The sequence below is a fragment of the Sphingomonas sp. genome, from assembly GCF_965200135.1.
Lineage (GTDB): Bacteria > Pseudomonadota > Alphaproteobacteria > Sphingomonadales > Sphingomonadaceae > Sphingomonas.
Genome location: NZ_CBDATK010000006.1, coordinates 150026 through 173037 on the forward strand (window position 1 = coordinate 150026; position 23012 = coordinate 173037).

21 protein-coding genes and 1 tRNA gene are annotated in these 23012 nt (G+C 70.0%); 8 read left to right on the forward strand and 14 right to left on the reverse strand.

Annotated features, from left to right (window positions below; all coding sequences use genetic code 11):
* Window positions 1-20: 20 nt before the first annotated feature.
* Genes ACOFKS_RS05370 through ACOFKS_RS05385 form a run of 4 tightly spaced genes read right to left on the reverse strand, consistent with a single transcriptional unit; the run spans window position 21 to window position 5539 of the window.
* On the reverse strand, window positions 21-1517 hold the full coding sequence (locus tag ACOFKS_RS05370; protein ID WP_419808216.1) for a Ppx/GppA family phosphatase: 1497 nt from the start codon (window positions 1515-1517) through the stop codon (window positions 21-23).
* Window positions 1514-3679, reverse strand: a complete 2166-nt coding sequence (locus ACOFKS_RS05375; protein WP_419808217.1) for an RNA degradosome polyphosphate kinase — start codon at window positions 3677-3679, stop codon at window positions 1514-1516. The genes ACOFKS_RS05370 and ACOFKS_RS05375 overlap by 4 nt, the downstream gene beginning before the upstream one ends.
* A complete protein-coding gene (locus tag ACOFKS_RS05380; protein WP_419808218.1) occupies window positions 3676-4305 on the reverse strand; it encodes an HdaA/DnaA family protein in 630 nt (209 codons plus the stop codon). Before ACOFKS_RS05380 ends, ACOFKS_RS05375 begins: the two co-directional genes overlap by 4 nt.
* A gap of 7 nt (window positions 4306-4312) precedes the next feature.
* On the reverse strand, window positions 4313-5539 hold the full coding sequence (locus ACOFKS_RS05385; RefSeq protein ID WP_419808712.1) for a heavy-metal-associated domain-containing protein: 1227 nt from the start codon (window positions 5537-5539) through the stop codon (window positions 4313-4315).
* 66 nt (window positions 5540-5605) lie between these two features.
* Here ACOFKS_RS05385 and purM point away from each other — a divergent pair, with 66 nt between their 5' ends.
* The 4 genes from purM (at window position 5606) to ACOFKS_RS05405 (ending at window position 8231) form a co-directional block, all read left to right on the forward strand.
* Entirely contained in the window at window positions 5606-6697 is a 1092-nt protein-coding gene (gene purM, locus ACOFKS_RS05390) for a phosphoribosylformylglycinamidine cyclo-ligase (RefSeq protein WP_419808219.1), read from the forward strand.
* Window positions 6698-6778: 81 nt separating this feature from the next.
* Window positions 6779-7288 carry a phosphoribosylglycinamide formyltransferase gene (purN, locus tag ACOFKS_RS05395; protein WP_419808713.1) on the forward strand — a complete coding sequence of 170 codons (510 nt, stop codon included), beginning with the start codon at window positions 6779-6781 and terminating at the stop codon, window positions 7286-7288.
* The gene (locus ACOFKS_RS05400; RefSeq protein ID WP_419808220.1) at window positions 7285-7662 is read left to right on the forward strand and encodes an MmcQ/YjbR family DNA-binding protein; all 378 of its coding nucleotides are present in this window, start codon (window positions 7285-7287) and stop codon (window positions 7660-7662) included. Before purN ends, ACOFKS_RS05400 begins: the two co-directional genes overlap by 4 nt.
* Window positions 7659-8231: a hypothetical protein gene (locus ACOFKS_RS05405; protein ID WP_419808221.1), complete on the forward strand. Its 573-nt coding sequence runs from the start codon at window positions 7659-7661 to the stop codon at window positions 8229-8231. Before ACOFKS_RS05400 ends, ACOFKS_RS05405 begins: the two co-directional genes overlap by 4 nt.
* A 24-nt stretch (window positions 8232-8255) precedes the next feature.
* Here ACOFKS_RS05405 and ACOFKS_RS05410 read toward each other — a convergent pair whose 3' ends face one another.
* From ACOFKS_RS05410 to ACOFKS_RS05425, 4 genes are all read right to left on the reverse strand, one after another.
* Complete coding sequence (locus ACOFKS_RS05410) at window positions 8256-8798, reverse strand: GNAT family N-acetyltransferase (protein WP_419808222.1); 543 nt, start codon at window positions 8796-8798, stop codon at window positions 8256-8258.
* Entirely contained in the window at window positions 8791-9213 is a 423-nt protein-coding gene (ndk, locus tag ACOFKS_RS05415; protein ID WP_419808223.1) for a nucleoside-diphosphate kinase, read from the reverse strand. Before ndk ends, ACOFKS_RS05410 begins: the two co-directional genes overlap by 8 nt.
* Before the next feature lie 131 nt (window positions 9214-9344).
* Window positions 9345-9803: a DNA polymerase III subunit chi gene (locus ACOFKS_RS05420; RefSeq protein WP_419808224.1), complete on the reverse strand. Its 459-nt coding sequence runs from the start codon at window positions 9801-9803 to the stop codon at window positions 9345-9347.
* Window positions 9804-9827: 24 nt separating this feature from the next.
* Window positions 9828-11282 (reverse strand): leucyl aminopeptidase, encoded by a 1455-nt coding sequence (locus tag ACOFKS_RS05425; RefSeq protein ID WP_419808225.1) that lies wholly within the window; start codon window positions 11280-11282, stop codon window positions 9828-9830.
* Window positions 11283-11426: 144 nt separating this feature from the next.
* Here ACOFKS_RS05425 and ACOFKS_RS05430 point away from each other — a divergent pair, with 144 nt between their 5' ends.
* From ACOFKS_RS05430 to rsmA, 4 genes are all read left to right on the forward strand, one after another.
* Window positions 11427-13664 (forward strand): LPS-assembly protein LptD, encoded by a 2238-nt coding sequence (locus ACOFKS_RS05430; protein WP_419808226.1) that lies wholly within the window; start codon window positions 11427-11429, stop codon window positions 13662-13664.
* Window positions 13665-13734: 70 nt separating this feature from the next.
* On the forward strand, window positions 13735-15093 hold the full coding sequence (locus ACOFKS_RS05435) for a peptidylprolyl isomerase (RefSeq protein ID WP_419808227.1): 1359 nt from the start codon (window positions 13735-13737) through the stop codon (window positions 15091-15093).
* Window positions 15094-15097: 4 nt separating this feature from the next.
* Window positions 15098-16084, forward strand: coding sequence for a 4-hydroxythreonine-4-phosphate dehydrogenase PdxA (gene pdxA / locus ACOFKS_RS05440; protein WP_419808228.1), 987 nt, complete (start codon window positions 15098-15100; stop codon window positions 16082-16084).
* Entirely contained in the window at window positions 16056-16913 is an 858-nt protein-coding gene (rsmA, locus tag ACOFKS_RS05445) for a 16S rRNA (adenine(1518)-N(6)/adenine(1519)-N(6))-dimethyltransferase RsmA (protein WP_419808229.1), read from the forward strand. The genes pdxA and rsmA overlap by 29 nt, the downstream gene beginning before the upstream one ends.
* 3 nt (window positions 16914-16916) lie before the next feature.
* Here the strand turns inward: rsmA and ACOFKS_RS05450 are convergent, their stop codons facing one another.
* The 6 genes from ACOFKS_RS05450 to ACOFKS_RS05475 form a co-directional block, all read right to left on the reverse strand.
* Window positions 16917-17420, reverse strand: a complete 504-nt coding sequence (locus ACOFKS_RS05450; RefSeq protein WP_419808230.1) for a tetratricopeptide repeat protein — start codon at window positions 17418-17420, stop codon at window positions 16917-16919.
* A gap of 37 nt (window positions 17421-17457) precedes the next feature.
* Entirely contained in the window at window positions 17458-18621 is a 1164-nt protein-coding gene (locus tag ACOFKS_RS05455; protein WP_419808231.1) for an RsmB/NOP family class I SAM-dependent RNA methyltransferase, read from the reverse strand.
* Between the two features lie 333 nt (window positions 18622-18954).
* On the reverse strand, window positions 18955-20394 hold the full coding sequence (locus ACOFKS_RS05460; RefSeq protein ID WP_419808232.1) for a hypothetical protein: 1440 nt from the start codon (window positions 20392-20394) through the stop codon (window positions 18955-18957).
* Window positions 20394-21524 carry an ATP-binding domain-containing protein gene (locus ACOFKS_RS05465; protein ID WP_419808233.1) on the reverse strand — a complete coding sequence of 377 codons (1131 nt, stop codon included), beginning with the start codon at window positions 21522-21524 and terminating at the stop codon, window positions 20394-20396. Before ACOFKS_RS05465 ends, ACOFKS_RS05460 begins: the two co-directional genes overlap by 1 nt.
* Window positions 21521-22804, reverse strand: a complete 1284-nt coding sequence (locus ACOFKS_RS05470) for a protein kinase domain-containing protein (RefSeq protein WP_419808234.1) — start codon at window positions 22802-22804, stop codon at window positions 21521-21523. The genes ACOFKS_RS05465 and ACOFKS_RS05470 overlap by 4 nt, the downstream gene beginning before the upstream one ends.
* A gap of 76 nt (window positions 22805-22880) precedes the next feature.
* Window positions 22881-22966 (reverse strand) — tRNA-Tyr (locus tag ACOFKS_RS05475).
* Window positions 22967-23012: the final 46 nt, after the last annotated feature.

Here is a 23012-nt window from a genome sequence, read left to right on the forward strand (position 1 = left end):
CGCGTCAGGCGCTCAGGCGCTCAGGCGCTCAGGATCGGTAACCTACCCAGCGAAGTCGCCAGAGCGGCGTGGCGGCGTTCCACCGCTTCGCCGTAGAGCGCGCGGTCTTCGGCGGCGAGGTGGAGGGTGACGGTGCCTTCGTCCGCCGACAGCCGCGAGCGCCGCAGCGGACCGGCGAGGCCGCCACTCAGCCGTTGACCGAGCCGCATCGCGAGGCCCCAGGCGGTGGCGCGGTCGCGTTGGCCCTTGCCGGCGAGGCGCTCCAGCGGTGCGGGCACGCCCTGCCCGCCCATGCTGGCGTGAAGCGCTTGCGCCACCTGCGCGCGGCCGGCGGCGTCGATGCCGACCCAATTGCCGTGCAGCGCGACCTCGACACTGCGTTCGGCGCGGAACTCCGGATTGGCGCGCCAGCCCACATCGGCGAGCTGACAGGCGGCGTTGCGTAGCCGCGCGGCGGCCGGCGGGTCGCGATCGAACAGCGGTTGCAGCCAGCGGTCGAGCAAGTCGCCATGTTCGGGGAAGCGGCCCGCCCGCCGGCCCTCGTCACGGGTGGCGACCAACAGCGGGTCCTGCGCGCGGGTAGCGACGTCGAGTTCCTCGAACAGCAGGCCCTCGCGCAGACCGTAGGCCGACACGATCGTGCTGGTGCTGCCGAGCTCGCGCATCAGCAATTGCAGCAGCCCGGCGGCGTCACCCAGCGTTGGGATGCGCCCGGAGGAGAGGCCGGGTGTCGCGCGCAGGCGGCTGCGCGTCGCGCCCTCGATCGTGGCGATCAGCCGCGCGATCGTGGCGGCGTCCATGCAATAACCTTGGATGATCGGCAGCGGATAGCCGGTCAGGTCCATGTCGAGCCGCGCCAGCGCGCGCCACGACCCGCCGACGAGGTAAAAGGGCAATCCCCTGCCCCGCCCGGTCCAGCCCGCCCCGTCGATGGCGCTCGCGACCTTTGCCTCGGCCGACCCGTCTCCGTTCGCGCGTGCGGCGGCGAGGCGCAACACGCCGAAGGGAAAGGAAACGCGCTCGGCGGGCTGACCGTCCTTGACGCGGATCAGCTCCAGGCTGCCGCCGCCCAGATCGCCGACGATGCCGTCGGCCTGCGGAAAGGCGGAGAGCACACCATAGCCGGCGCCGAGCGCCTCCTGCTCCCCGGACAGGATTTCGACCGACAGCCCGACGTCCTCGGCATGGGCGATAAGCTCGGCCCCGTTGGCGGCGTCGCGAACGGCGGCGGTGGCGACGGTGCGGAGCCGCGTCGCCTCCATCTCGCGCGCGAGCCGGGCGAATCGGGCAAGTGCCACGCGGGCGGCGGCCATGGCGCGGGCGTCGATGGCCCCGGTCGCGGCTAGCCCACGGCCGAGGCCGGCGAGGACTTTTTCGTTGAAGAGGATGGCAGGGAGCCGCTCGGGCCCCTGATAGACGACGAGGCGGATCGAGTTGGAACCGATATCGACGATGGCGGTCCGGGGTTCGGCGAGAGGCTTCGATAGTGCGCGGGCGATGGGGGCGATGAGATTCATCGTGCGGGCCGCAGCGACAGCGTGGGCACTTCGCCGCCTTCTTCGGCCGCCGCGCCACGGCCGGACAGCGAGGGGTTGGTCATGAAGTAGCGGTGGAGGTTGAACGGCCGCTCGCCCGGCTGGATGCGGGTATAGTCGCCGTCGGAACCGAGTACCCAGCTCTGTTCGTCGTCGATCAGGTTAGCGACCATGACCTGATCGAGGATCTGTTCGTGGACGGTCGGATTGTCGATCGGCAGCATGTATTCGACTCGCCGGTCAAAGTTGCGCGGCATCCAGTCGGCGGACGAGATGTAGAGGCCGGCGCGGTCGTTGGGCAGCGCCTGGCCGTTGCCGAACGCCCAGATGCGGCTGTGCTCCAGGAAGCGGCCGACGATCGACTTGACCCGGATGCGTTCCGACATGCCGGGCACCTGCGGGCGCAGGCAGCAGATGCCGCGCATGACAAGTTCGATCTCCACCCCCGCGCCGCTCGCCTCGTACAGCTTCTCGATGATCGCGGGGTCGACCAGGCTGTTCATCTTCGCCCAGATCGCCGCCGCGCGTCCGGCACGGGCATGTGCGATCTCCCCATCGATCAGCGCGGTCAGGCGCGGGCGCAGGTCGCGCGGGCTGAGTGCCAGCTTGGTCATGTTCGTCGGCTCGACATAGCCGGTGATGTAGTTGAACATCTGCGCCGCATCGCGCGCCACGGCAGGGTCGGCGGTGAAGAAGCTGAGATCGGTATAGATGCGCGCTGTCACCGGATGATAGTTGCCGGTGCCGAAATGGCAGTAGGTGCGATACCCCTGCCCCTCGCGCCGGACGACCATCGCGCATTTGGCGTGGGTCTTCCAGTCGATGAAGCCGTAGACGACCTGCACGCCGGCGCGTTCCAGCGCGGATGCCCAGGCGAGGTTCTGTTCCTCGTCGAAGCGCGCCTTCAGCTCGACCACGGCGGTGACGCTCTTGCCCGCCTCGGCGGCGGCGATCAGCGCGTTGATGACGGCGGACTGCTTGCCGGCGCGATACAGCGTCTGCTTGATCGCGACGACGTCGGGATCGGCCGCCGCCTGCTTGAGAAAGGCGATCACCACCTCGAATGTCTCGTAGGGGTGATGGACGACGATGTCCTTGGCGCGGATCGCGGCGAAGCAGTCGCCGGCATATTCGCGGATGCGTTCGGGAAAGCGCGGCGTGAAGGGAGGGAACTTCAAGTCCGGACGATCCTGATCGACCAGCAGCTCCAGGTCGGCGAGACCGAGGAGCTGACCCGATTCGGTGACGATCGCCGCCGCCCCGCCGAGTTCCTCCTTCAACACCGCGACGAGGCCGTCGGGGGTGCCCGTCTCCAGCTCCAGCCGGATGACGCGGCCGCGGCGGCGGCGTTTGATCGCGTTCGCGAAGTAGCGGACGAGGTCCTCCGCCTCCTCCTCCAGCTCGATGTCGCTGTCGCGAAGGACGCGGAAACTGGCCGCGCCATGCATCGCGTAGCCGGGGAAGAGCACGGGCGCGAACCGCTTCAGCACCGATTCGATCGCCACGAAACGCGCCGGGATGCCCGGCAGCTGGACGAAGCGCCGGGTCACGGCGGGCAGCATCACCAGCTCGCGGATCGGCTCGCCGTCCGAGTCGCGGACGAGGTCGAAGATCACCGACAGCCCGCGATTGGGGATGAAGGGAAACGGGTGCGCGGGATCGAGCGCCTGCGGGGTCAGCGTCGGGAAGATTTGTTCGCGGAAATGCTCCTCCAGCCAAGCGGCCGCGTCCTCGTCGACCTCGTCGCGGCGCAGCACCATCAGCCCGGCCTCGTCCAGCGCGGTGCGAAGGTCGCCCCAGACGCGTTGCTGGGACGCGAGCAGCCGGTCGGCCTCGGCCGTGATCGCTGTCAGCTGCTGAGCCACGGTCAGGCCGTCGGCGGAGCTGTGATCGACGTCGCGGAGCTGCTGCCCCTTCAGCCCGGCAACGCGGACCATGAAGAACTCGTCGAGGTTCGAGCCGGAGATCGACAGGAAGCGCAGCCGTTCCAGCAGCGGATGCGCCTCGTTGCATGCTTCTTCGAGCACGCGGCGGTTGAAGGCGAGCCATGACAACTCGCGGTTGAAATAGCGCTCGCCGCTCGGCCCGGCGTCGGCGTGATCGTCGGGGTGGGTCAGCCTGGCGAGGTAGGGACGGGCGGTCATGGTTGTTCCGAACGCTTCAGGTCGGCGATCAGCCCAGCCGCCGCGAGCGTGGTGCGGGCGAGCGGGACCGAGAGGCGCTTTCGGGTCTCCAGCACCTCCTGATCCAGCGCATCCACCGCGCGCATGACAGCTACGTGACTCCGCTCCAGGCGGGGCACCAGCCAGTCGACCAGGTCGGCGCGCGCGTCGAGGCCACGCCGCGCGAACTGCGCCTCCAGCAGCGCGTGGACGAGCCGATCGTCGGGGGCGCCGATATCGGCCACGATGCCCGCCGCGAGCCGTGAGCGGAGGTCGGGCAGTGCCACTTCCCACACCGGCGGCGCGGCGTCGGCGACGAGCAGCAGCGGGCGCCGCGCCGCCTGCGCGGCGTTCCAGGCGTGGAACAGCTCTTCCTCGGGCACGCGGTCGGCGTCGTCGATGACGGTGCCACCGCTCTTGATGGCGAAAATGCGGGCCAGCAGGGTGCGGCCGGACTTGCGCGGGCCGGTCAGCAGTGCGGTCATCACCGGCCAGGCGCCCCAGTGATCGAGCAGGTAAGCGGCGCGCTCGTTCGACGGCGTGACGAGGAAGGCGTCCTCGTTCTGGCGCGGCGGCCAGCCGAGCGGGAGGGCGATCTGGCCGCTCATCGTGCGGTCAACCGGTCGGCCGATCGTCCGCCGGCAGGTCGGGCAGCTGCAATTGCGGCGCGCGACGAATGCGAAGCGTGCTGCCCGCGCCGACCACCTGATAGCCCCGCGACTCGAGGCCGGCGCGCAGGGTCGCGGGATCGCCGTCGAACACCACCCGCATCAGCGACACGCCGCCGAGCGCGAGGCTGGTGGTCGACGCGGAGCGGACGCCGTCGATTCCGCGCAATGTCGACTCGATGTTGGCGACCGAGGATGCGGACGGCGAATCGTACTGGACCGTGACGGTGATCCCCTGCCCCGCTACGGCCGGCAGATCGGTGGTGCCGAGGTCCTCGATCAGGTCGCCGACGTCGTCGGTGGGCACCGCGACCGGCTGCGGCGGCGGCGACAATGCCGGGTCGCGGACGAGGACTCCGAGCGTCATGGCGCGCGCGTAGATGGCGTCCATCCGCTTGACCCCCGCATCGAGCAGCGCGGGCACGCCGTCCGACGACCCGACGCGGAGCGAGAAGCCTTCGAGCAGTTCGTTGTCGGGGCCATGGCGCGCCTCGAACGTGCCGATCACCGGTCCGCCCGGCCATTGCCGCGTTAGCCGCACGACCGGGATCAGGATGTCCGATGCGCCATATTGGTCCAGAATCGCGCGCCACCAACCGCGCCCGCGCCGCTCGACCTGACCTTGGCTCAGCAGCAGCGGATCGGGGCCGGTGCCACCGAGACGGACGTAATCGACCGCGCTGTTGCCGGTGCGGAAACGGCTCCACGCTTCCTGCCAGTCGGTGCGCTGTTCGAACACCTGCGCGACGCCGCCCGATTGCTGGACGGGCACGACCAGCATCGGCGACGAGCGGCGCGACAGGTCGGCGATGCCGAGCAGCGCGGAGGTACGCGCCCGGTCGAACAGGATTCCCAGCCGCGCGATGTAGCGGGTCGGACCGATCTGTTCGCTTTCGATCACCACGCCCGAGACGAGCTGGTCGAGCGTGCCGTCGCCGAGCGGCGCGCCGCCGGCGCCGAGCCGCTTCGACAACTGCACCCACGCCTTGCGCTGCGCCAGCCGCCAGCCGCCGTAGCGTGCCTCGTCCGGGGTCTTGCCGGCGACGTCGACGGTGACGCCCGCGACCTCGTAGGACGACGAACTGCCACCGGGCGAGATGCCGTCGAACTGCGCGGCACCGGCGGCGGCAAGCGCAGTGCCGACCAGACCGGCGAGAAGAAGACGGGCGCGCATCATCGGTCCGGCTTTTGGCAAGGCGACGGTGGAAAGGAAAGCGGCAAGCGGCTAGCGAAGCGAACCATGAGCGACGAACCCTACAGCTATGCCCGCGCCGGCGTGTCGATCGCGGCGGGAAATGCGCTGGTGCGCGCGATCGCGCCGCTGGCGAGGGCGACGCGGCGACCGGGCGCCGACGCCGAGCTGGGCGGCTTCGGCGGTGTGTTCGACCTCAAGGCGGCCGGGTTCGTCGATCCCCTGCTGGTGGCGGCAAACGACGGCGTCGGCACCAAGCTGAAGCTGGCGATCGAGTGGGACCGGCACGACGGGGTCGGCGTCGACTTGGTCGCGATGTGCGTCAACGACCTCATCGTCCAGGGCGCGGAGCCGCTGTTATTCCTCGACTATTATGCGACCGGCAAGCTGGACGCCGGCGTCGCCGAGCGGGTGGTCGCCTCAATCGCGGAGGGCTGCCGGCAGGCGGGCTGTGCGCTGATCGGCGGCGAGACGGCCGAGATGCCGGGGATGTACGCGGCCGGCGACTATGATCTGGCGGGTTTCGCGGTGGGCGCGGTCGAGCGCGACGGGCTGTTGACGGGGGCGACGATCGCGCCGGGCGACGTGCTGCTGGGGCTGGCGTCGACGGGGGTGCATTCCAATGGTTTCTCGCTGGTGCGGCGGCTGGCGGCGGACAAGGGCTGGCGGCTGGACCGACCGGCGGTGTTCGACTCCGACCGGCTGCTGATCGACCTGCTGATGGCGCCGACGCGGATCTATGTCGCGAGCCTGTTGCCGCTGCTGCGGGCGGGTCGGATCAAGGGGCTGGCGCATATCACCGGCGGCGGCTTGCTGGAGAACGTGCCGCGCGTGCTGCCCGAGGGGTGCCATGCCGTCGTCGATGCGGATGCGTGGGAACAGCCGCGGCTGATGGCGTGGTTGCAGGCGCAAGGCGCGATCGAGCCGGGGGAGATGGCGCGGACGTTCAACGGCGGCATCGGCATGGTGGTGGTGGTCGCGGCGGCCGAGGCGGACGCGGTCGCCGAGGCGCTCGGCGGGTCGGGTGAGACGGTGCTGCGGATCGGACGGGTGGAGGCTGGCCTCCGGGGGTGCACGGTGCAGGGCTCGGCGGAGACCTGGTCGGCGCGCGAGGACTGGCGCGCGGTTCATCATGGGTGACCTCCCCTCGCCGTCGTGCTCCGGGAACTAGGCGTGGCTGATGTGAAGGTCGCCATCCTGATCTCCGGGCGCGGATCGAACATGCAGGCGCTGGTCGAACAGGCGCGTCACTATGCGGTGGCGCTGGTCGCTTCCGACAAGCCGGATGCGGCGGGGCTGGCGTGGGCGCGAGCGCGTGGCCTGCCGACCTTCGCGTTGTCGCCGAAAGGGATCGGCAAGGTCGCGTACGAGGCGCAGCTGGACGACGCATTGCGCGCGGCTGGCGTGGAGGTGATCGCGCTGGCGGGCTATATGCGGCTGCTGTCCGACGACTTCGTCGCGCGCTGGCGAGAGCGGATCGTCAACATCCACCCGTCGCTGCTGCCGAAGTACAAGGGGCTCGACACCCACGCCCGCGCGATCGCCGCCGGGGACGCGGAGCACGGCTGTTCGGTGCATCTGGTCACCGAGGAACTCGACGCCGGCGCGGTGCTGGCGCAGGCGCGCGTGCCGGTGCTGGCGGACGACACGCCGGAAAGCCTTGCGGCGCGCGTGCTGGTGGAGGAACATCGGCTTTATCCCGCAACGCTGACCGAGTTCGTGACACGATGAGCCCCGATTATCCTGCCGACCTGCAACGCCTGCGCGCGATCGCGCTAGACCTGCCCGAGGCGACCGAGCGCGAGTCGCACGGGTCGCCGGGGTTCCTGATCGAGGGCGGCAGGTTCTTCGCCTATATCTGGCACGACCATCATGGCGACGGCGAGACGGCGGTGATGGTCAAGTGCGCGGATCGCGACGAGCAGGCGATGCTGGTCGAGGCCGACCCCGAAACCTATTATGTGCCGGCCTATCTCGGCTCGTCGGGCTGGGTGGCGATGCGGGTCGGCGCGCCCGACACCGACTGGGACCGGATCGGCGACCGCGTCGCGCACAGTTGGGAGCTGGTCGCGCCGCGCCGGTTGCTGGAGGCGGGCGGGCGATGAGCGAGACGGTCGAGGAAAAGACGCGGCGGCGGCGCTGGTTGAACCTGGCGGAGCTGGTCGCGGTGGCGGGTGTGGTGATCGCGGCGCTGGGATTGTACGTGACCTGGTCCGACAAGCGTCAGGAGACGGCCGAACGGGTGGCCGCGACCACGGCGGGTGCGCGACTGGAGCTGAGCGCGACGGCGGCGGACGATGGCAGGACGCTGCGTCTGACCGACGCCAAGCACGACCTGACCGACGTGACGATCCGCTATCCCAAGGCGCTGGGCATCGGCGTGCAGCGACCCGCGGGCGAGCCGGCGGTCGAGGCCGAACCGTTCCGCGAGGTATTGTTGAAGCTGACCGACGGCGGTGCCGACGAGCGCACCGGGCGGCTGCCGGTGCTCATCACCGCCAGCTATGTCGACGGCGACGCGACGCGGACCGCGAGCGGCATCTATGACGTGGTGTGGCGGACGCGCGGGCGCTTCGCCAAGGGCCGGGCGCTCGACCTGACCGGGCTGCGATTGCGACAGCGGGGCGGCAGCGCCGCGGCGCTGGACGCGGCGTGGGCGCGGGAGAAGCCTTGAGCCGGGTCGAGACGGCCCGACGATCTACAGCGCGAGCGCGTAGATCGGGTCGGTGAAGCGCTGGGTGCCGACCGCGAAAGTACGTTCGCCGACCACCACGAAACCTTGGCGTTCGTAAAAGCGGCGCGCACGTCGGTTGTCCGGATGGACGCCGAGCAGGACACGCGCGTGTCCGCGCGACTTCACCTCGCCTATCGCCGCGTCGAGCAGTGCGGCGCCGAGGCCGGAACCGTGCATCGCCGCCAGCGTGTAGATGCGGCGAAGTTCGGTATCGCCCGGCCGCAGGACCTCGCTGCGGAAATAGGGCGTGGTGAGCACCGCGTAGCCGACCGGCGCATCGGTCCCGGCCGCACCCGCGTAGAACACGGCGGACGCCGGATCGTCGATCCAGCCGGCAAAGACCGCCGCGCCGCTCTTGCCGGTGGCGTGCGCCACCAGGTCGGCGGCCGGGATGATGCCGAAGAACGTCTCCAGCAGCGACGCGCCCGCGACCAGCGACAGCGCGCCCGCGTCGTAGGTCCGCGCCGCGCGGACTGACCAGGCGGGCGTCGTTAGCGGATCAGCCAACGATCTCTTCGGGCTTGAAGAAATAGGCGATCTCGATCGCGGCATTCTCTTCGGAGTCCGAACCATGGACGCTGTTCGCCTCGATCGACTCGGCCAATTCCTTGCGGATCGTGCCGGCGTCGGCGTTGGCGGGGTTGGTCGCACCCATGACGTCGCGATTGCGCTGCACCGCGTTCTCGCCCTCGAGCACCTGCACCACCACCGGGCCGGAGATCATGAAGGAGACGAGGTCGCCGAAGAACGGCCGCTCGCGATGAACGGCGTAGAAGCCCTCCGCCTGCTCCTGCGTCATCGCGATGCGCTTGGCGGCGACGACGCGCAGGCCGGCCTCCTCCAGCATCTTGGTGACGGCACCGGTCAGGTTGCGGCGCGTGGCGTCGGGCTTGATGATCGAAAAGGTACGGGTCGCGGCCATGGCGGTCACGATGCTCCTGCATAACGGTGATGGGAAACTGCGCGCGCCCTAGGCCGCGGTGCGGCTTGACGCAAGCGGCGGAGGCGGAGCTTCGGGCGAGAAAGCCTCCGCGACCATGATCCAGTCCGTCTTCAGGACTGTTCGCCTTTCGCGTTGAGCTGCTCCCAGCGGCCCTGATCGTTATGCTTCCAATAGCGTGGCTGCACCCCCTCGCGCCCCGCCAGCGTCCGCCAGGCCGCGCGCGCTTTCGTAATCCGCTCGTCGTCGAAGAAGTAAAAGGCACGGTCGAAGTCGAGCGCGCCGTCGCGCCAGATGCCGTCGGCGAGCGCGACGTTGCGCGCGCCGTTCGCGGCATCGATGTCATCCGCGAGCAGGATCGGTTGCGCGGCATCGGCGCCTGCCCCGAGTGGCGCGTGCGGCAGGAAGCTGTCGGGTGTGAAGGTCCACAGCTGGCGGTCGAGGCGGGCGCGCTCGGCGTCGTCGCCGACGATGATCAGGAGGCGACCGCCGCCGGCGAGCACCTTCTCGGCGATCTGGGGCAGGACGCGGTCGAGCGGCTGGCGGGTGAGATGGTAGAAGTCGACCTGCATCCCTGCCCCCTCACCCCTACCCGATCAGCCCTCGAAATTGTCGCGCACGAATCGGTCGAGCAGGCGGACGCCATAGCCGGTGGCGCCCTTGTCGTGGTGCGTGCCGGGCTTGTCGCTCCACACCATGCCGGCGATGTCGAGATGCGCCCACTTCACGCCTTCGTCGATGAAGCGCCCGATGAAGTGCGCCGCGGTGATCGAGCCGGCGCCACGCGGACCGACGTTCTTGACGTCGGCGATCGGGCTGTCGATCAGCTTGTCGTAGGTCGGCGAGAGCGGGAAGCGCCACAGCTTGTCGCCGACCGCGCTGCCCGCCGCCTCCAGCTGTTTCGCAAGGTCGTCGTCGTTGGCGAACAGCCCGCCATATTCATGGCCCAGCGCGACGATCATCGCACCGGTCAGCGTCGCGAGGTCGACGACCGTCTTCACGCCGTGGCTTCGCTGCACCCAGGTGACGCAGTCGCACAGCACCAGCCGCCCCTCGGCGTCGGTATTGAGCACCTCGATCGTCTGCCCCGACATCGAGGTCAGCACGTCGCCGGGGCGGATGGCGTTGCCGTCGGGCATGTTCTCGACCAGCCCCATGACGCCGATCACGTTCGCCTTCGACTTGCGCGCGGCGAGTGTCTTCATCGCCCCGGCGACCGCACCCGCGCCGCCCATGTCCCACTTCATGTCCTCCATCCCGGCGGCGGGCTTGATCGAGATGCCGCCGGTGTCGAAGGTCACGCCCTTGCCGACCAGCGCGACGGCGGGCGCGCCCTCGCCTGCTCCGTTCCATTTGAGCGCGAGCACGCGCGCGTCGCGGGCAGACCCCTGGCTGACGCCGAGCAGCGCGCCCATGCCGAGTTCGTGCATCGCCGCCTCGTCGATGACGGTGACTTCGAGGCCGAGGCCATCGACCGACTTCATCACCTGCGCGACGAACGTCTCGGGGTAGAGGATGTTGGGCGGCTCCGACACGAGCTGGCGGGTCAGCGCCATCCCGTCTGTCACCGCCGATTGCGCCCCCCACGCCTGGTCGGTGCCGGCAGGCGCGCCCGCGATCGTCAGCGTGGCCAGCGTCGGCCTGTCCTTGTCGGCGAGCTTCGTGCGATAGACGTCGTGACGCCACGCCCGCTGCGCCGCCGCGCCGGCAAAGGCGGCGACCGCCGCCGGGGTCGCGCCCGCATCGGACAGGTCGACCGTCACGTCGGTCGTGCCGCTGGTCAGCAGCTTCGCGGTGAGCGCGCCGCCGGCCTTGGCCCAGTCGGCGTCGCCGCCCTTGCCCACGCCGAGCAGGATCAGCCGCCGCACCGGCGCGGTGCCCGCGAATACGTCGATGCTGCTGCCGGCATCCCCGGTGAAGCGCGCCGCCGCGGCGGTGGCATCGGCCACCGCGCGGGCATCGCCCAGCGTTGCGGCGGCGAGCCCATCCTTCGCGACCGGCAGGACGGTGACGGCCGCGTCGCTGGCGGTAGCCGTGAAATTGATCTGCATGGGAACCTGGCCTCGACGACATGAAGGATAGCGAGGCTCATCTAGGGTGCGGGTCAGGGGAGGCAAGCGCGCGATTGCGGCGGGGGCCGGGCTGCGATAGGCGCGACGCGAGCGGCAATTCGCCGGAAGGGGTTGAGTATCCTCGTGTTGCGTCACCTCCTGTGGGCGAGTTCGGCCGCGCTGGCGCTCGGCGCCGCGGCACCGGCGCTGGGACAGGATCTTCAGGATCGGGCCGCGGCGCCGCCGCCGCCCGAGGCGCCGGCTGCTTCCGCCGACCCCAAGCAGGTTCAGTTCAGCGCCGACGGGCTGGAATACGACAACAACACCGACGTGGTGACCGCGAACGGGGAGGTGCGGATGACGCGCCAGGGCAACCGGCTGCGCGCCGACAAGGTCGTGTGGGATCGCAAGACCGGCAAGGTGCTGGCGACCGGCAACATCGCGGTGACCAATCCGCAGGGCGACATCGCCTATGGCGATTCGATCGAGCTGACCGACAGCCTGAAGGACGGCGTCGTCGACAACATGCTGGTCGTGTTGGAGCGCGGCGGGCGACTGGCGGCGGCGCAGGGCACGCGGGCGGAGGACGGCACCGTCAACCTCCGCCGGGCGGCCTATACGCCGTGCGCGGTGGTCAACAGCGCGGGCTGTCCGAAAGAGCCGTCGTGGAAGATCACGGCGGTGCGCGTCACCTACCGCCCCGAACGCGAGCGCATCTATTTCGTCGGCGGGCGCTTCCACCTATTCGGGTTGCCGACGGTGCCGCTGCCCAAATTCTCCGCCCCGGTCGGCGGCGAGAGCGACAGCGGCTTCCTGTCGCCCGACATCCGCTTCAAGAACGTCAACGGGCTTGAGATCGTAGCGCCCTATTACTTCCGGCTCGCGCCCAATCGCGGGCTGACGATCACGCCGCATCTCTTCACCGCCGTCCTGCCGATGCTGCAAGCCCAGTACGATGCGCTGGGCACGTCCGGCGCGTTCCGCGTGACCGGCTATGCGACGGAGAGCCGACGCAGCGACGACCTGTCGACGGCGCAGGGCACGGGCACGGAGATGGCCTTTCGCGGCTATCTGGACGGGATCGCGCGCTATCAGCTGACGCCGAACTGGACCGCCAGCGGATCGCTGCGCGTCACCACGGACCGCACCTTCCTGCGACGGTACGACATCTCGCGCGACGACCGGCTCCGTTCGACCGCCACTCTGGAGCACATCGATCGCGACAGCTATTTCGCTGTGACCGGCTGGGCGGTGCAGACGTTGCGCGTCGCCGACAGCCAGGGGGCGCAGCCGATCGCGCTGCCCGAGATCGACTATCGCCGTCGCTTCGTGGGGTTGGCGGGAGGCGTCGCGCAGCTGCAGCTCAATACGCTCGCACTGACCCGGACCGACGGGCAGGATACGCAGCGTGCGTTCGCCAGCCTGCGCTGGGACCTGCGGCGGGTGACGAGCGGCGGACAGGTGCTGACGCTGACCGGCTTCGCGCGTGCCGACGCCTATCACACCCACGACACGCTCGCGACGAGCGTGGTCAGCTATCGCGGGCTGGAGGGGTTCAGCACCCGCGCGATCGGGGCGATAGCGGCCGATCTGAGCTGGCCGCTGATCGGCGCGTTCGGCGGCGGCACACAGCGGGTGACGCCGCGCCTTCAGATCGTCGCCTCTCCCCGGATCGCCAACCTGACGCTGCCCAACGAGGACTCGCGCGCGGTCGATCTGGACGACGCCAACCTGTTCGCGCTCAACCGCTTCCCCGGTTACGACCGGTTCGAGGACACGTCGCGCGCAACCTATGGACTGGAATATGCGGTCGACCTGCCGGGCGTGCGGGTCAACACGGTGGTTGGTCAGAGCTATCGGTTGAGCCGGCGACCGACGATCCTGCCCGACGGCACCGGGTTGTCCGACCGCTTCTCCGACATCGTCGGCAGGACGGAGGTGCGCTTTCGCGACTTCGTATCGGTCACGCATCGCTACCGGCTCGACAAGGACAGCCTGACGTTCCGGCGCAACGAGCTTGATGCGACGATCGGTTCGCGCAGCACCTATGCGCTGATCGGCTACCTGCGCCTGGACCGCAACATCTTCCCTGCGATCGAGGATCTGCAGGATCGCGAGGAGTTGCGGGTAGCGGGTCGCGTGCAGTTCAAGCGTTTCTGGTCGGCCTTCGCGAGCGGTGTCATCGACCTGACCAATCGCGCCGAGGATCCGCTGAGCCTCGCCGACGGATTCGACCCCGTGCGCCATCGCGTCGGTATTCAGTACGAGGACGATTGCCTGCGGCTGGGTGCGACGTGGCGGCGCGACTATCAGGACACCGGCGATGCGCGCGCGGGCAATGCGTTTCTGTTGACGCTGGCGTTCACCAACCTCGGCCGCTAAGCGCGCATTCAGGGTGCGCGCGGCATTGGCCGACGCATGGACGCGCATCGGGCGCGCGGGAGTGGGCCGAGTGTTGAGTGGTTTCGGACGGTTGAAGGCGATCGGGTTGGCGGCGTTGGCGCTCGGTGCGGGAAGCGCGCTCGCGCAGACGGTTCGGGACAACAGCGTGCCCGACAGCGGGCTGGACATCCCCGCCAACCTGCAGATCTTCGGCCGGCTGGACCCCAACGTCCGCAAGCCGACCGCAGTCGTCAACGACACCGTCATCACCGGCACCGACGTCGACCAGCGCATGGGCCTGATCGCGATGTTCAACAATGTGCCGCTGGCGCAGATCACCGCCGAGGAACGGGACCGCCTGCGGTTGCAGATTTTACGGCAGCTCATCGACGAGACGCTGCAGATCCAGGAGGCGAAGACCGCCGAGGTCACCGTCACCCCTGCCGAGATCGACCAGGCGTTCGGTCGCACCGCGCAGCAGAGCTTCCATACGACGGGAGACAAGCTGCCGGCGTTGCTCAAGCAGGCCGGCACGTCCGATCGCTCGCTGCGGCGCGAGATCGAAGCGGAGCTGGCGTGGCAGCGCTACCTGCGTCGGAAGATCTCGCCCTATGTCAACGTCAGCGATCAGGAGGTGGCGGCGATCATTGCCCGTCTGAAAGCGGCGCAGGGTACGCAGGAGTTCAACGTCCACGAGATATGGCTGCGCGCATCGGCGGCCAACGAGCAGCAGGTCTTCGCCAACGCCAAGCAGGTGATCCAGCAACTCAGCGGCGGTGGGGTTACATTCGACGCGGCGGCACGGCAGTTCTCCGATTCGCCGACCAAGAGCGTCGGCGGAGATCTCGGCTGGGTGCGCGCCGCCGTGCTGCCGCCGGAACTCGCCCAGGCCGCGCAGGAGATGCAGGTCGGTCAGGTCGCCGGACCGATCCAGAACTCCGGCGGCTTCTCCATCATGTACCTGTCCGACAAGCGGCAGGTGCTGACCGCCGATCCACGCAATGCAAAGCTCAGCCTGAAACAGCTGACGCTGCGCTTTCCCGCCAACACCAGCCAGGCGGAAGCCACCACCCGCGCGTCGTCGTTCGCGACGGGGCTGAAGGCGATCCAGGGCTGCGGTTCGGTGGAGCGCGTCGCGCAGACGCTGGGCGCGGAAGTGGTCGACAACGACGCGGTCGAGGTGCGGAGCCTGCCGGCGCAGTTGCAGACCATCATGCTGCAGATGCAGGTCGGTCAGGTGACGCCACCTTTCGGGTCGCCGCAGGAAGGCGTGCGGGCGCTGGTGCTGTGCGGTCGCGACGAGGCGCGCACCGCGGAGCTGCCGCAGGCCGAACAGGTGCAGACGCAGCTGGAGCAGACGCGCATCAACCTGCGCGCGCAGCAGAAGCTGCGCGATCTTCGCCGCGATGCGGTGATCGACTATCGCTGAGCCGATGGCGGTGCCGCTCGCCGTATCGATGGGCGATCCCGCCGGCATCGGGCCGGAGATCGCCGCCAAGGCATGGGCAGCGCGCGACGACGAACGGCTGAGCCCCTTTGCGATGATCGGTGATCCGGCGGCACTGCGTGCGGTGTGGGGCGGACCGGTCGAGGTAGTCGCTTCGCTCTCGGACGCCGCCGCCGTGTTCGCTCGTGCCCTGCCGGTGCTGGCCGTCGGCGAGGCCGGGCCGGTACAGCCGGGTGCTCCCACCGAGGCGGGCGCGAGGGCGGCGTTGTTGGCGTTGGCGCGCGCCACTGACCTGGTGCTGGACGGCGCTGCACGCGCGCTGGTGACGGGACCGGTGGCAAAGGCGCAGCTATATGCGATCGGCTTCGATGCGCCGGGGCAGACCGAATATGTGGCGGATCGCTGCGGCATGGCTCGCGCCGACGCGGTGATGATGCTGGCGGGGCCGACGCTGCGAGTGGTGCCGATCACGGGCCATGTGCCGCTCGCCGACGTGCCCCGGCTGCTGACGCGCGGGCTGATCGTGGCGAAGGGGCGGGCGACGGCGGCGGGGCTCGCCCGCGACTTCGGTATCGCCGCGCCCCGGCTCGCCTTCGCTGGGCTCAATCCGCATGCCGGGGAAAGCGGCACCATCGGCGGCGAGGAGATCGCGGCGATGGTGCCGGCGATCGCGACGCTGCGTGATGAGGGCATCGACGCGCACGGGCCGTTCGCGGCGGACACGCTGTTCCACCCACGCGCGCGGGCGCGGTGGGATGCGATCCTGTGTCCGTATCACGACCAGGCGCTGATCCCGCTCAAGACGATCCATTTCGACGAGGGGGTCAACATCACGCTCGGGCTGCCGATCGTCAGGACGTCGCCGGATCACGGCACGGCGTTCGGCATCGCGGGACAGAACGCGGCCGATCCGGGTGCGATGATCGCGGCGATCCGGATGTCGGATGAGGCGGCGGCGCGGCGTGCCGCCTGAGCTGCCGCCGTTACGCGACGTAGTGGCGCGGCACGGCTTGTCGGCGTCGAAGGCGCTGGGGCAGAACTTCCTGTTCGACCAGCAGCTGCTGGCGCGGATCGCGGCGATCCCCGGCGATCTGGCCGATGCCGAGGTGCTGGAAGTCGGGCCGGGTCCGGGCGGGCTGACACGGGCGCTGCTCGCGGCGGGCGCGAGGGTGACGGCGGTCGAGCGAGACCGGCGGTGCGGGCCGGCGCTGGCGGAGCTGGCCGAGGCGTATCCGGGCAGGTTGACGGTGATCGAGGGGGATGCGCTGGCGGTCGATCTGCCGTCACTCTTTACGGGTCGGCCGCATATCGTTTCCAACCTGCCCTATAACGTCGGGACCGCGTTGCTGGTCGGATGGCTGACGACGGCGTGGGCGTCATGGTGGGCGTCGGCGACGCTGATGTTCCAGCGCGAGGTGGCGGAGCGGATCGTCGCGGCGGCGGGGAGCGATCACTTCGGCCGGCTGGCGGTACTGGCGCAATGGCGGTCGGCGGCGCGAATCGCGATGCCGGTCCATCGTTCCGCCTTTACGCCGCCACCCAAGGTGATGTCGGCGGTGGTCCACATCGTGCCGGGCGAGGCGCCGGCCGGGGTGGATGTCCGCGATCTGGAGCGGCTGACCGGGGCGGCATTCGGACAACGGCGCAAGATGCTGCGGCAGAGCCTGAAGGGAGTGCCCGGCGCGGTTGCGGCGGCGGAGTCGGTCGGGGTGGAGCTTAGCCGGCGGGCGGAAACGGTGACGGTATCGGAATGGGTCGCGATGGCGCGGGTGATCGGCACCCCGACGGCGGCCGAGGCCTGAAGGCTACTCCCTCGCCGGGGCGGGCGGCACCACCGTCTGGGCGGCGGCGACGGGCGGTGGCCCTTTGACGATGGCGGCGGCGAGTGCGGTGGCTTCGGGGCAGCCTTGCTTGCAGAGCGTGCGGAGGCGCGTGAGGTTGGCGCGGGCCTGCGTCACGGCGCCGCGCGATACGAGCGCCTCACCCTGGCCGGCCAGCGCGACGAGGTCGTTGGGTTCGAGCTGGAGCGCCTCGCGGTACATGCGGATCGCCTTGCCGGGCAGCGCGCGGCCCTCGGCGATCTGGGCGAGCTGGATATAGGCGGCGCGATTGCGCGGGTCGACGGCGACGGCGGACTCCAGCGCATCGGTGGCGCCGTCGAGGTTGCCGGCCGCACGGGCCGCCCTCCCCTCCGCCAGCAACTGCAACGAGCGCTGGTCGATCGGCGCGGCGGGCTTTTGCCCGGCGAGCGAGGTCGACACCGACAACAGCGCGAGCGCGCCGGCGAGCGCGAGGGGCAAGGAACGCATCAACAACTCCGGGGAAAGCCGCACGCGGGACGGACTATCATGGTGCCCGGAACCGCGCGACAAAAAAGCCGTCGGTGCCGTCGCGCGCCGGATCGAGCCGCCAGCCCGGTCCACGCGCACGGCCGGCGGGGAGGTCGAGCGGTTCCGCGATCCATCCGGAGTGACGCGCGGTAAAGGCGGCGGCCTGATCCGCACCCTCCTCGTCCAGCAGCGAGCAGACGACATGGATCACCGCACCGCCGGGACGGACCAGCGCGGCGGCGATATCGAGCAGCCGCGCCTGCGTCGCGACGAGGCGGTCGAGCCGGTCGGGGGTGAGCCGCCAGCGCGCCTCCGGGTTGCGACGCCAGGTGCCGGTGCCCGAGCAGGGCGCGTCGACGAGGACGGCGTCCGCCCTGCCCCGCCAGTCCGCCAGCGCCTCCAGCTCTCGCGACGGGTCGAGCAGCAGCGGTTCGGCGATCGTCACGCCCGACTTCGCCGCGCGGGGCGCCAGCCGCGACAGGCGCCCGCGATCGGTGTCGCAGGCAAGGATGCGGCCCTCGTTCGCCATCGCGGCGGCAAGCGCCAGCGTCTTGCCGCCGGCCCCGGCGCAGAGGTCGACGACCTGTGCGCCGGGCGTCGCCTGGACCGCCAGCGTAACGATCTGGCTGCCCGCGTCCTGCACCTCGACGCGGCCGGCGAGCGGGGTGACGTCGGTGCCGGCGGGCAGGCGGAGCGCGTCGGGCAGGCCGGGGATCGCCTCCCCCGCCAGCGCCAGCGCGTCGTCGCCGGCAGTCAGCGTGTTGACGCGGACGTCGAGCGGCGCGCGGTCGATCAGCGCGTCGAGGCTCCCGCCCTCCAGTCCCGAGGCGCGCAGCCGATCGAGCAGCCAGACCGGTGCGAGGCCGGGCACGGCAGCGGTCTCGTCGACGGACAGCGCGGCCGGACCATGCGGCGAGCCGTCGAAGGTCGCGGCGAGGTCCTCCTGCGTGCAGGCGAGCGCCACCAGCGCGGCGCGCCCGTCGGCAGGGCGCTCGCCGAGCGCGCGGATCGCCGCGTACACCAACTCCCGCACGGCGCGACGGTCCTTCGATCCGGCATAGCGGCGGGTCGCGAAATAGCGGCCGATCAGCGTATCGGCGGCCGGGCCGTTGTCACGCGCGGCGGCGACGACGGCGTCGAGCAGCTCGATCGCGGCCTGGGTTCTGGCGGCGGGGGTCATCGGAAGTCCACGATCCTCTCGGTACGTTGGCGCGGAAATCGTCGGGCACGACCTCGCCACGGGCGATCTTCGCCAAGCACGCCTCGTATACCGCGTTCTCCGCCTTTCGCAGCATCTGCTCGCAGGCACGCTTCGCGTCGCCTTCGACCTCCGCCCTTTGGGGTCGTTCAAGAACCTGACCGCTGCACCGGCGCGCTCGGCTTCCGTAGCAGCTCACCCTGGCCGCGGATCGCATGCCGGGCGAGATCGCCGATCGTGTCGTGTAAATGACAGTGCGGACCTTTCGACGACGCGGCTTGTCGCGGCGCTACCCTCTCGCCAATCGTCGAGACTTCAGGTCTTCGGCTTCCTCACCCGCGATCGCGTCGCGCCGGCCTTGCTCTCCCCAGCTTGTTCCAACACCTTGATCCGCTGCGCCAGCGCATCGACCAGCGCCGCGAGTTCGACGGCGCTCGGCGCGACGGGCCGTGTCGCCTCCGCGCCCTCCAGTTCGAGGGCGCGCTGACGTCCCGCGTTGACGGCCGGACTACCGCTCGTCTCGGTACGCACCGGATCGCTGCGCAGCTGAAACGGCGCGGTCACCCCCGGCGCCAGTTCGACCTCGACCACGCGCGGGTTCATGCCGCGCAGCAGGGGCATACGATCCCCTCGCCCCGCCGGCAGCCAGCGCACCAGCTCGTCGAAACCGATGTCCGCCGCCGGCCGGGCGAACAGGTCGCTCTCTCGCAGCAGCGCCTTGGCGATCAGCCGGCCGAGGCCGCCATGCTCCGACATCACGCGCACCGGCGCCCACAGTCCCGCGAACGCGCCCGCCCACACCTGCGCCGTCGGCATCGCCGTCTCGAACCGGCGCAACAGCTCCGGCATCACCGCCGCGCCGGGCTCGACCAGGCTGGCGCCGAACCCCAGGATCGCGTCGATCGCGGCGGACTTCGGGCCGACGCGCAGGCGTTCGCCGAGGCGATCGAGCCCTTCGACGCGCTCGCGTTGCGGCCCCGACGCACATGCCAGCAGGTCCGGCAGATCGAATGCATCGGTAACCCGCTGCACCGCCGCCGCCGCGCGGTCGCTGGCCGAAATCTCTTCCGACCAGCCGAGCTCGAACACCTCCCGGAAAACGCCCAGCGTTCGCGCCTCCGCCGGTTCGCGCCCGGCCCAGCCCTCTCCGGCGAGGACGTGCCACAGGCTGGCGAGCCGCGCCGCCGGGATCGGTCGCTGGCGCGCGCGCAGACGATCGGACAAGGCGTCGTGCCGCTTTGCAAGGTCACCGAAATCGTGGAAGTTGCCCCACACCGCCCTGGCCCGCGCGGCGGCGAAGCTGGCGCTGCTCGCCGCCGAGGCGCCGCTCAGCATCTTGAGGTTGAGCTGCATCCGCGCCTGCGCCACGCATTCCGCCATGATCGCGCCGACCCAAGGTCCGGTGCGACCGTCGAGCGCGGGCCGCGCCGGCGCGTTCATCAGTTCGCCGAATTGCGCGGCGCTCCAGACGCGGCACCACTGCGTGATCGGGGCCAGCCCGCTCAGATAGGCGGAGAGCCACGCATAGGTATCGGGGACGTCCTCGTCGCGGATGACCAGGAATTCCGGGAACGGATCGTCATTGTCGCTGCCCCAGTACCCGACGAGCACCTGCTGCGGCTTGAGCGGCACCTCGGTCACGGCGAACAGCGATCGCCCCGTCGCGCCCCGCGCCGTGCGCCTGCCGATCAGCGCGTCCGCCAGGCTGTCGCGATCGACGGTCGTGACGAACGGTCTGCGCGCCGGATCTTCCATCAAAAGAGGTTCTCGATCGGCGGCAGCCGGTTGGCCGGCACCTCCAGATGCCCCGGCAACAGCGCGCTGTGGTATAGCTTCACTTCCGTCTTCGCCCGCGTCGCGGCGGTAAAGGCCAGCTCGCGCTTGTCGCGCAGCGACTCCGCGTCGAGGATGTGCACCGCGCGCGCTTCCGATCCCTTGGCGGAGTGGATGGTCATGACGCGGATCATGGTCTCGGGCCCGAACGGTTGATAATTCTCCTGATGCTGCACCATCGCGCGTTCGACAAGATCGCTCTCGCCCTCCAGCGCCGCCCAGAACCCGTCGCGCACCGCGCGCGTCCACGTCATCACCATGATCGGTTCGTCGACGATGTAACGTAGCTGGGCGCGAATGTTGTCGATGCAGCGGCGATACTGGTCGTCCAGGTCGACGCACGCCACCGTCTCGACGGAGGACTGTCGCGTCGTTTCGTCGTAGTTGCAGCCCTGGATCATCGGCTGATCGCCCTGCTGCGGCGGCAGGATGCGGTCGGCATAATCGCAGATGGCGCGGCCGATCCGATAGTGCCTGGAAAGCCGGACCGTTTCGGATGCGATTCCCTCCATCGTCCGCAGTCCCTCGCTGTGGTTGAAGATGGTTTGGCGCGCATCCCCGGCGGCGTTCATGTGCTCGGTCAGCCCGCGCAGCAGCTGGAGTTCATCTGTCCGGAAATCCTGCACCTCGTCGACGATTACCGCGTCATAGATACGGCCGATCCGATCGCGCTGGATCAGCGCCTGCACCGCTGCGATGTGCGCCAGCCGCGTCTCCTCGAAATCGTCGGACTGGGCGGGCAGGGTCGCACCCCGTTCGCTCAGAAAGCGCTTCGCCCAGCCCATGAAGGTCTGGATCTCGTCGCCCTTGATCTGGTCGGCGCGGCCGATGTTCGGGCTCGACTTCAGGAACTCGGTCAACGCGCGGGTAAAAGTCAGGAACAACAGGCGCGGTCCCAGCGAGCGCACATAGTTGGCACGCAACATCAGGATGTTCGTCTTGCCGGAACCGGGTGGCCCGACGATCAGCAGGTCGCGCTCGGACCGCGCCTGCGTCACCTGCCGCTGATCGGAGTCCAACTGGCTCGGATCGACCCACCACGTCCCGCTCATGCAACCTCTCCGTTCGAATTGCCCGGCGCGATCTCGTCGAGCGCGAGCATGATCTGGTCCTGTAATTGCGCGACGATCAGGGATGGCGGCACCGTCGGTCCGCGCTCGGTGATGTCGAGCGCCACGCGCGCCGCCGGCGGATCGCCCAGCACCACGCGCAGCACGCCCGCCGCGTCGTCCGCCACCAGCCGCACGGGCAGCGCCACCGGTATCGCGGCGAAGCGCAGCTCCCACCCGGCCGCGTCGGGCATCTCCGGCAGTTCGAACGCGCCGAACGTTCCCCGTTCCGCGAGCGCGGCGTCCGCGAGCCAGTCCCGGATGGTGGTGCGCCATTGCATCGTCGACGGCGCGGCGCGTCGTTCCTCCGCCGCCCTGAGCGCCGCCAGCCGCCGGCGCACCTGCCCGACATCGTCCTCCCCACGCGCGAAATCGGCGACGGACACCGCCGCCAGGCGTGCCTCGGGGTTCTTGGTCAGTGCCGCGCGGCACAGCGAGTTCAGGCGCGCGGGGACCCCCGCCCCGAACACCTCCGGCTCCTTGTTCAGCACCGCCCGGTACAGGCGCGCCTTGTTGAGCGAGTCCGCTTCGTCCGCGAACAGCGGCCGCTTCACGATCATGTCGTGGAGCACGGCGCCGATCTGATAGACGTTGAGCGCCTCGAACCCGACCGCGCCCGGCGGCTCTTCGCGCGCCAGATATTCGGGCGGGCTGTATTGCGCCGTGGCGACGAAGCGCGCCTTGCCGTCCTGATCCGTCCCGGCGCCCTCGCCCAGCCCGATCGCACGCAATACGCCGAGGTCCAGCAGCTTCAGCTCGCTAAAGTTGCGCGAGACGCCGATGTTGGCGGGCTTGATGTCGCGATGGACCAGCCCGAGCGCGTCCAGGAACGTGACCGCGTCGGCGAGCTGCGCGATCAGCGGCGCGACCCGCGCGTCGGGCACCTCGGCGATGACCTCGCTGAGATCGGGCCACGGCAGGAAATCCATCAACAGATACCAGGTGCCGTGATCGGGCACCGGTGCGGTCTCGATCGTGCGGATCAGATGGGGGTGATCCCTGCCCTCCAGCGTCCGCTGGAGTTTCAGCCGCTCCTCCTCGATCAGCGCGTTGTCGCCCGCGAAGAAGCGCGGGTCGTAAATCTTGAGCGCCACCTGCCCATGCGTCGGATGCTGCAGCTCGAACACCGCGCCCGATGCGCCGGCGTTGACATAGCGTGGCGCGGGCCACCCCATGTCGGCGGCGAGCGCGGTGGCGATCTTCTGTAGCGGTCCGACGTCCATCGCGCAGCGCTAGCGGCCGCGCTATGATCCGGCATCCGGGGTTGCCGCCGTTTCGGATGAAGCATCGCGTGAGCGGTGGTGGACAGGGCTGGATTCGAACCAGCGTACGCTTGCACGGGCAGATTTACAGTCTGCTGCCTTTAACCACTCGGCCACCTGTCCAGATCGCCAGTCGCACCCGCCTTGCCGGAGCGAAGCGGCCCCATGC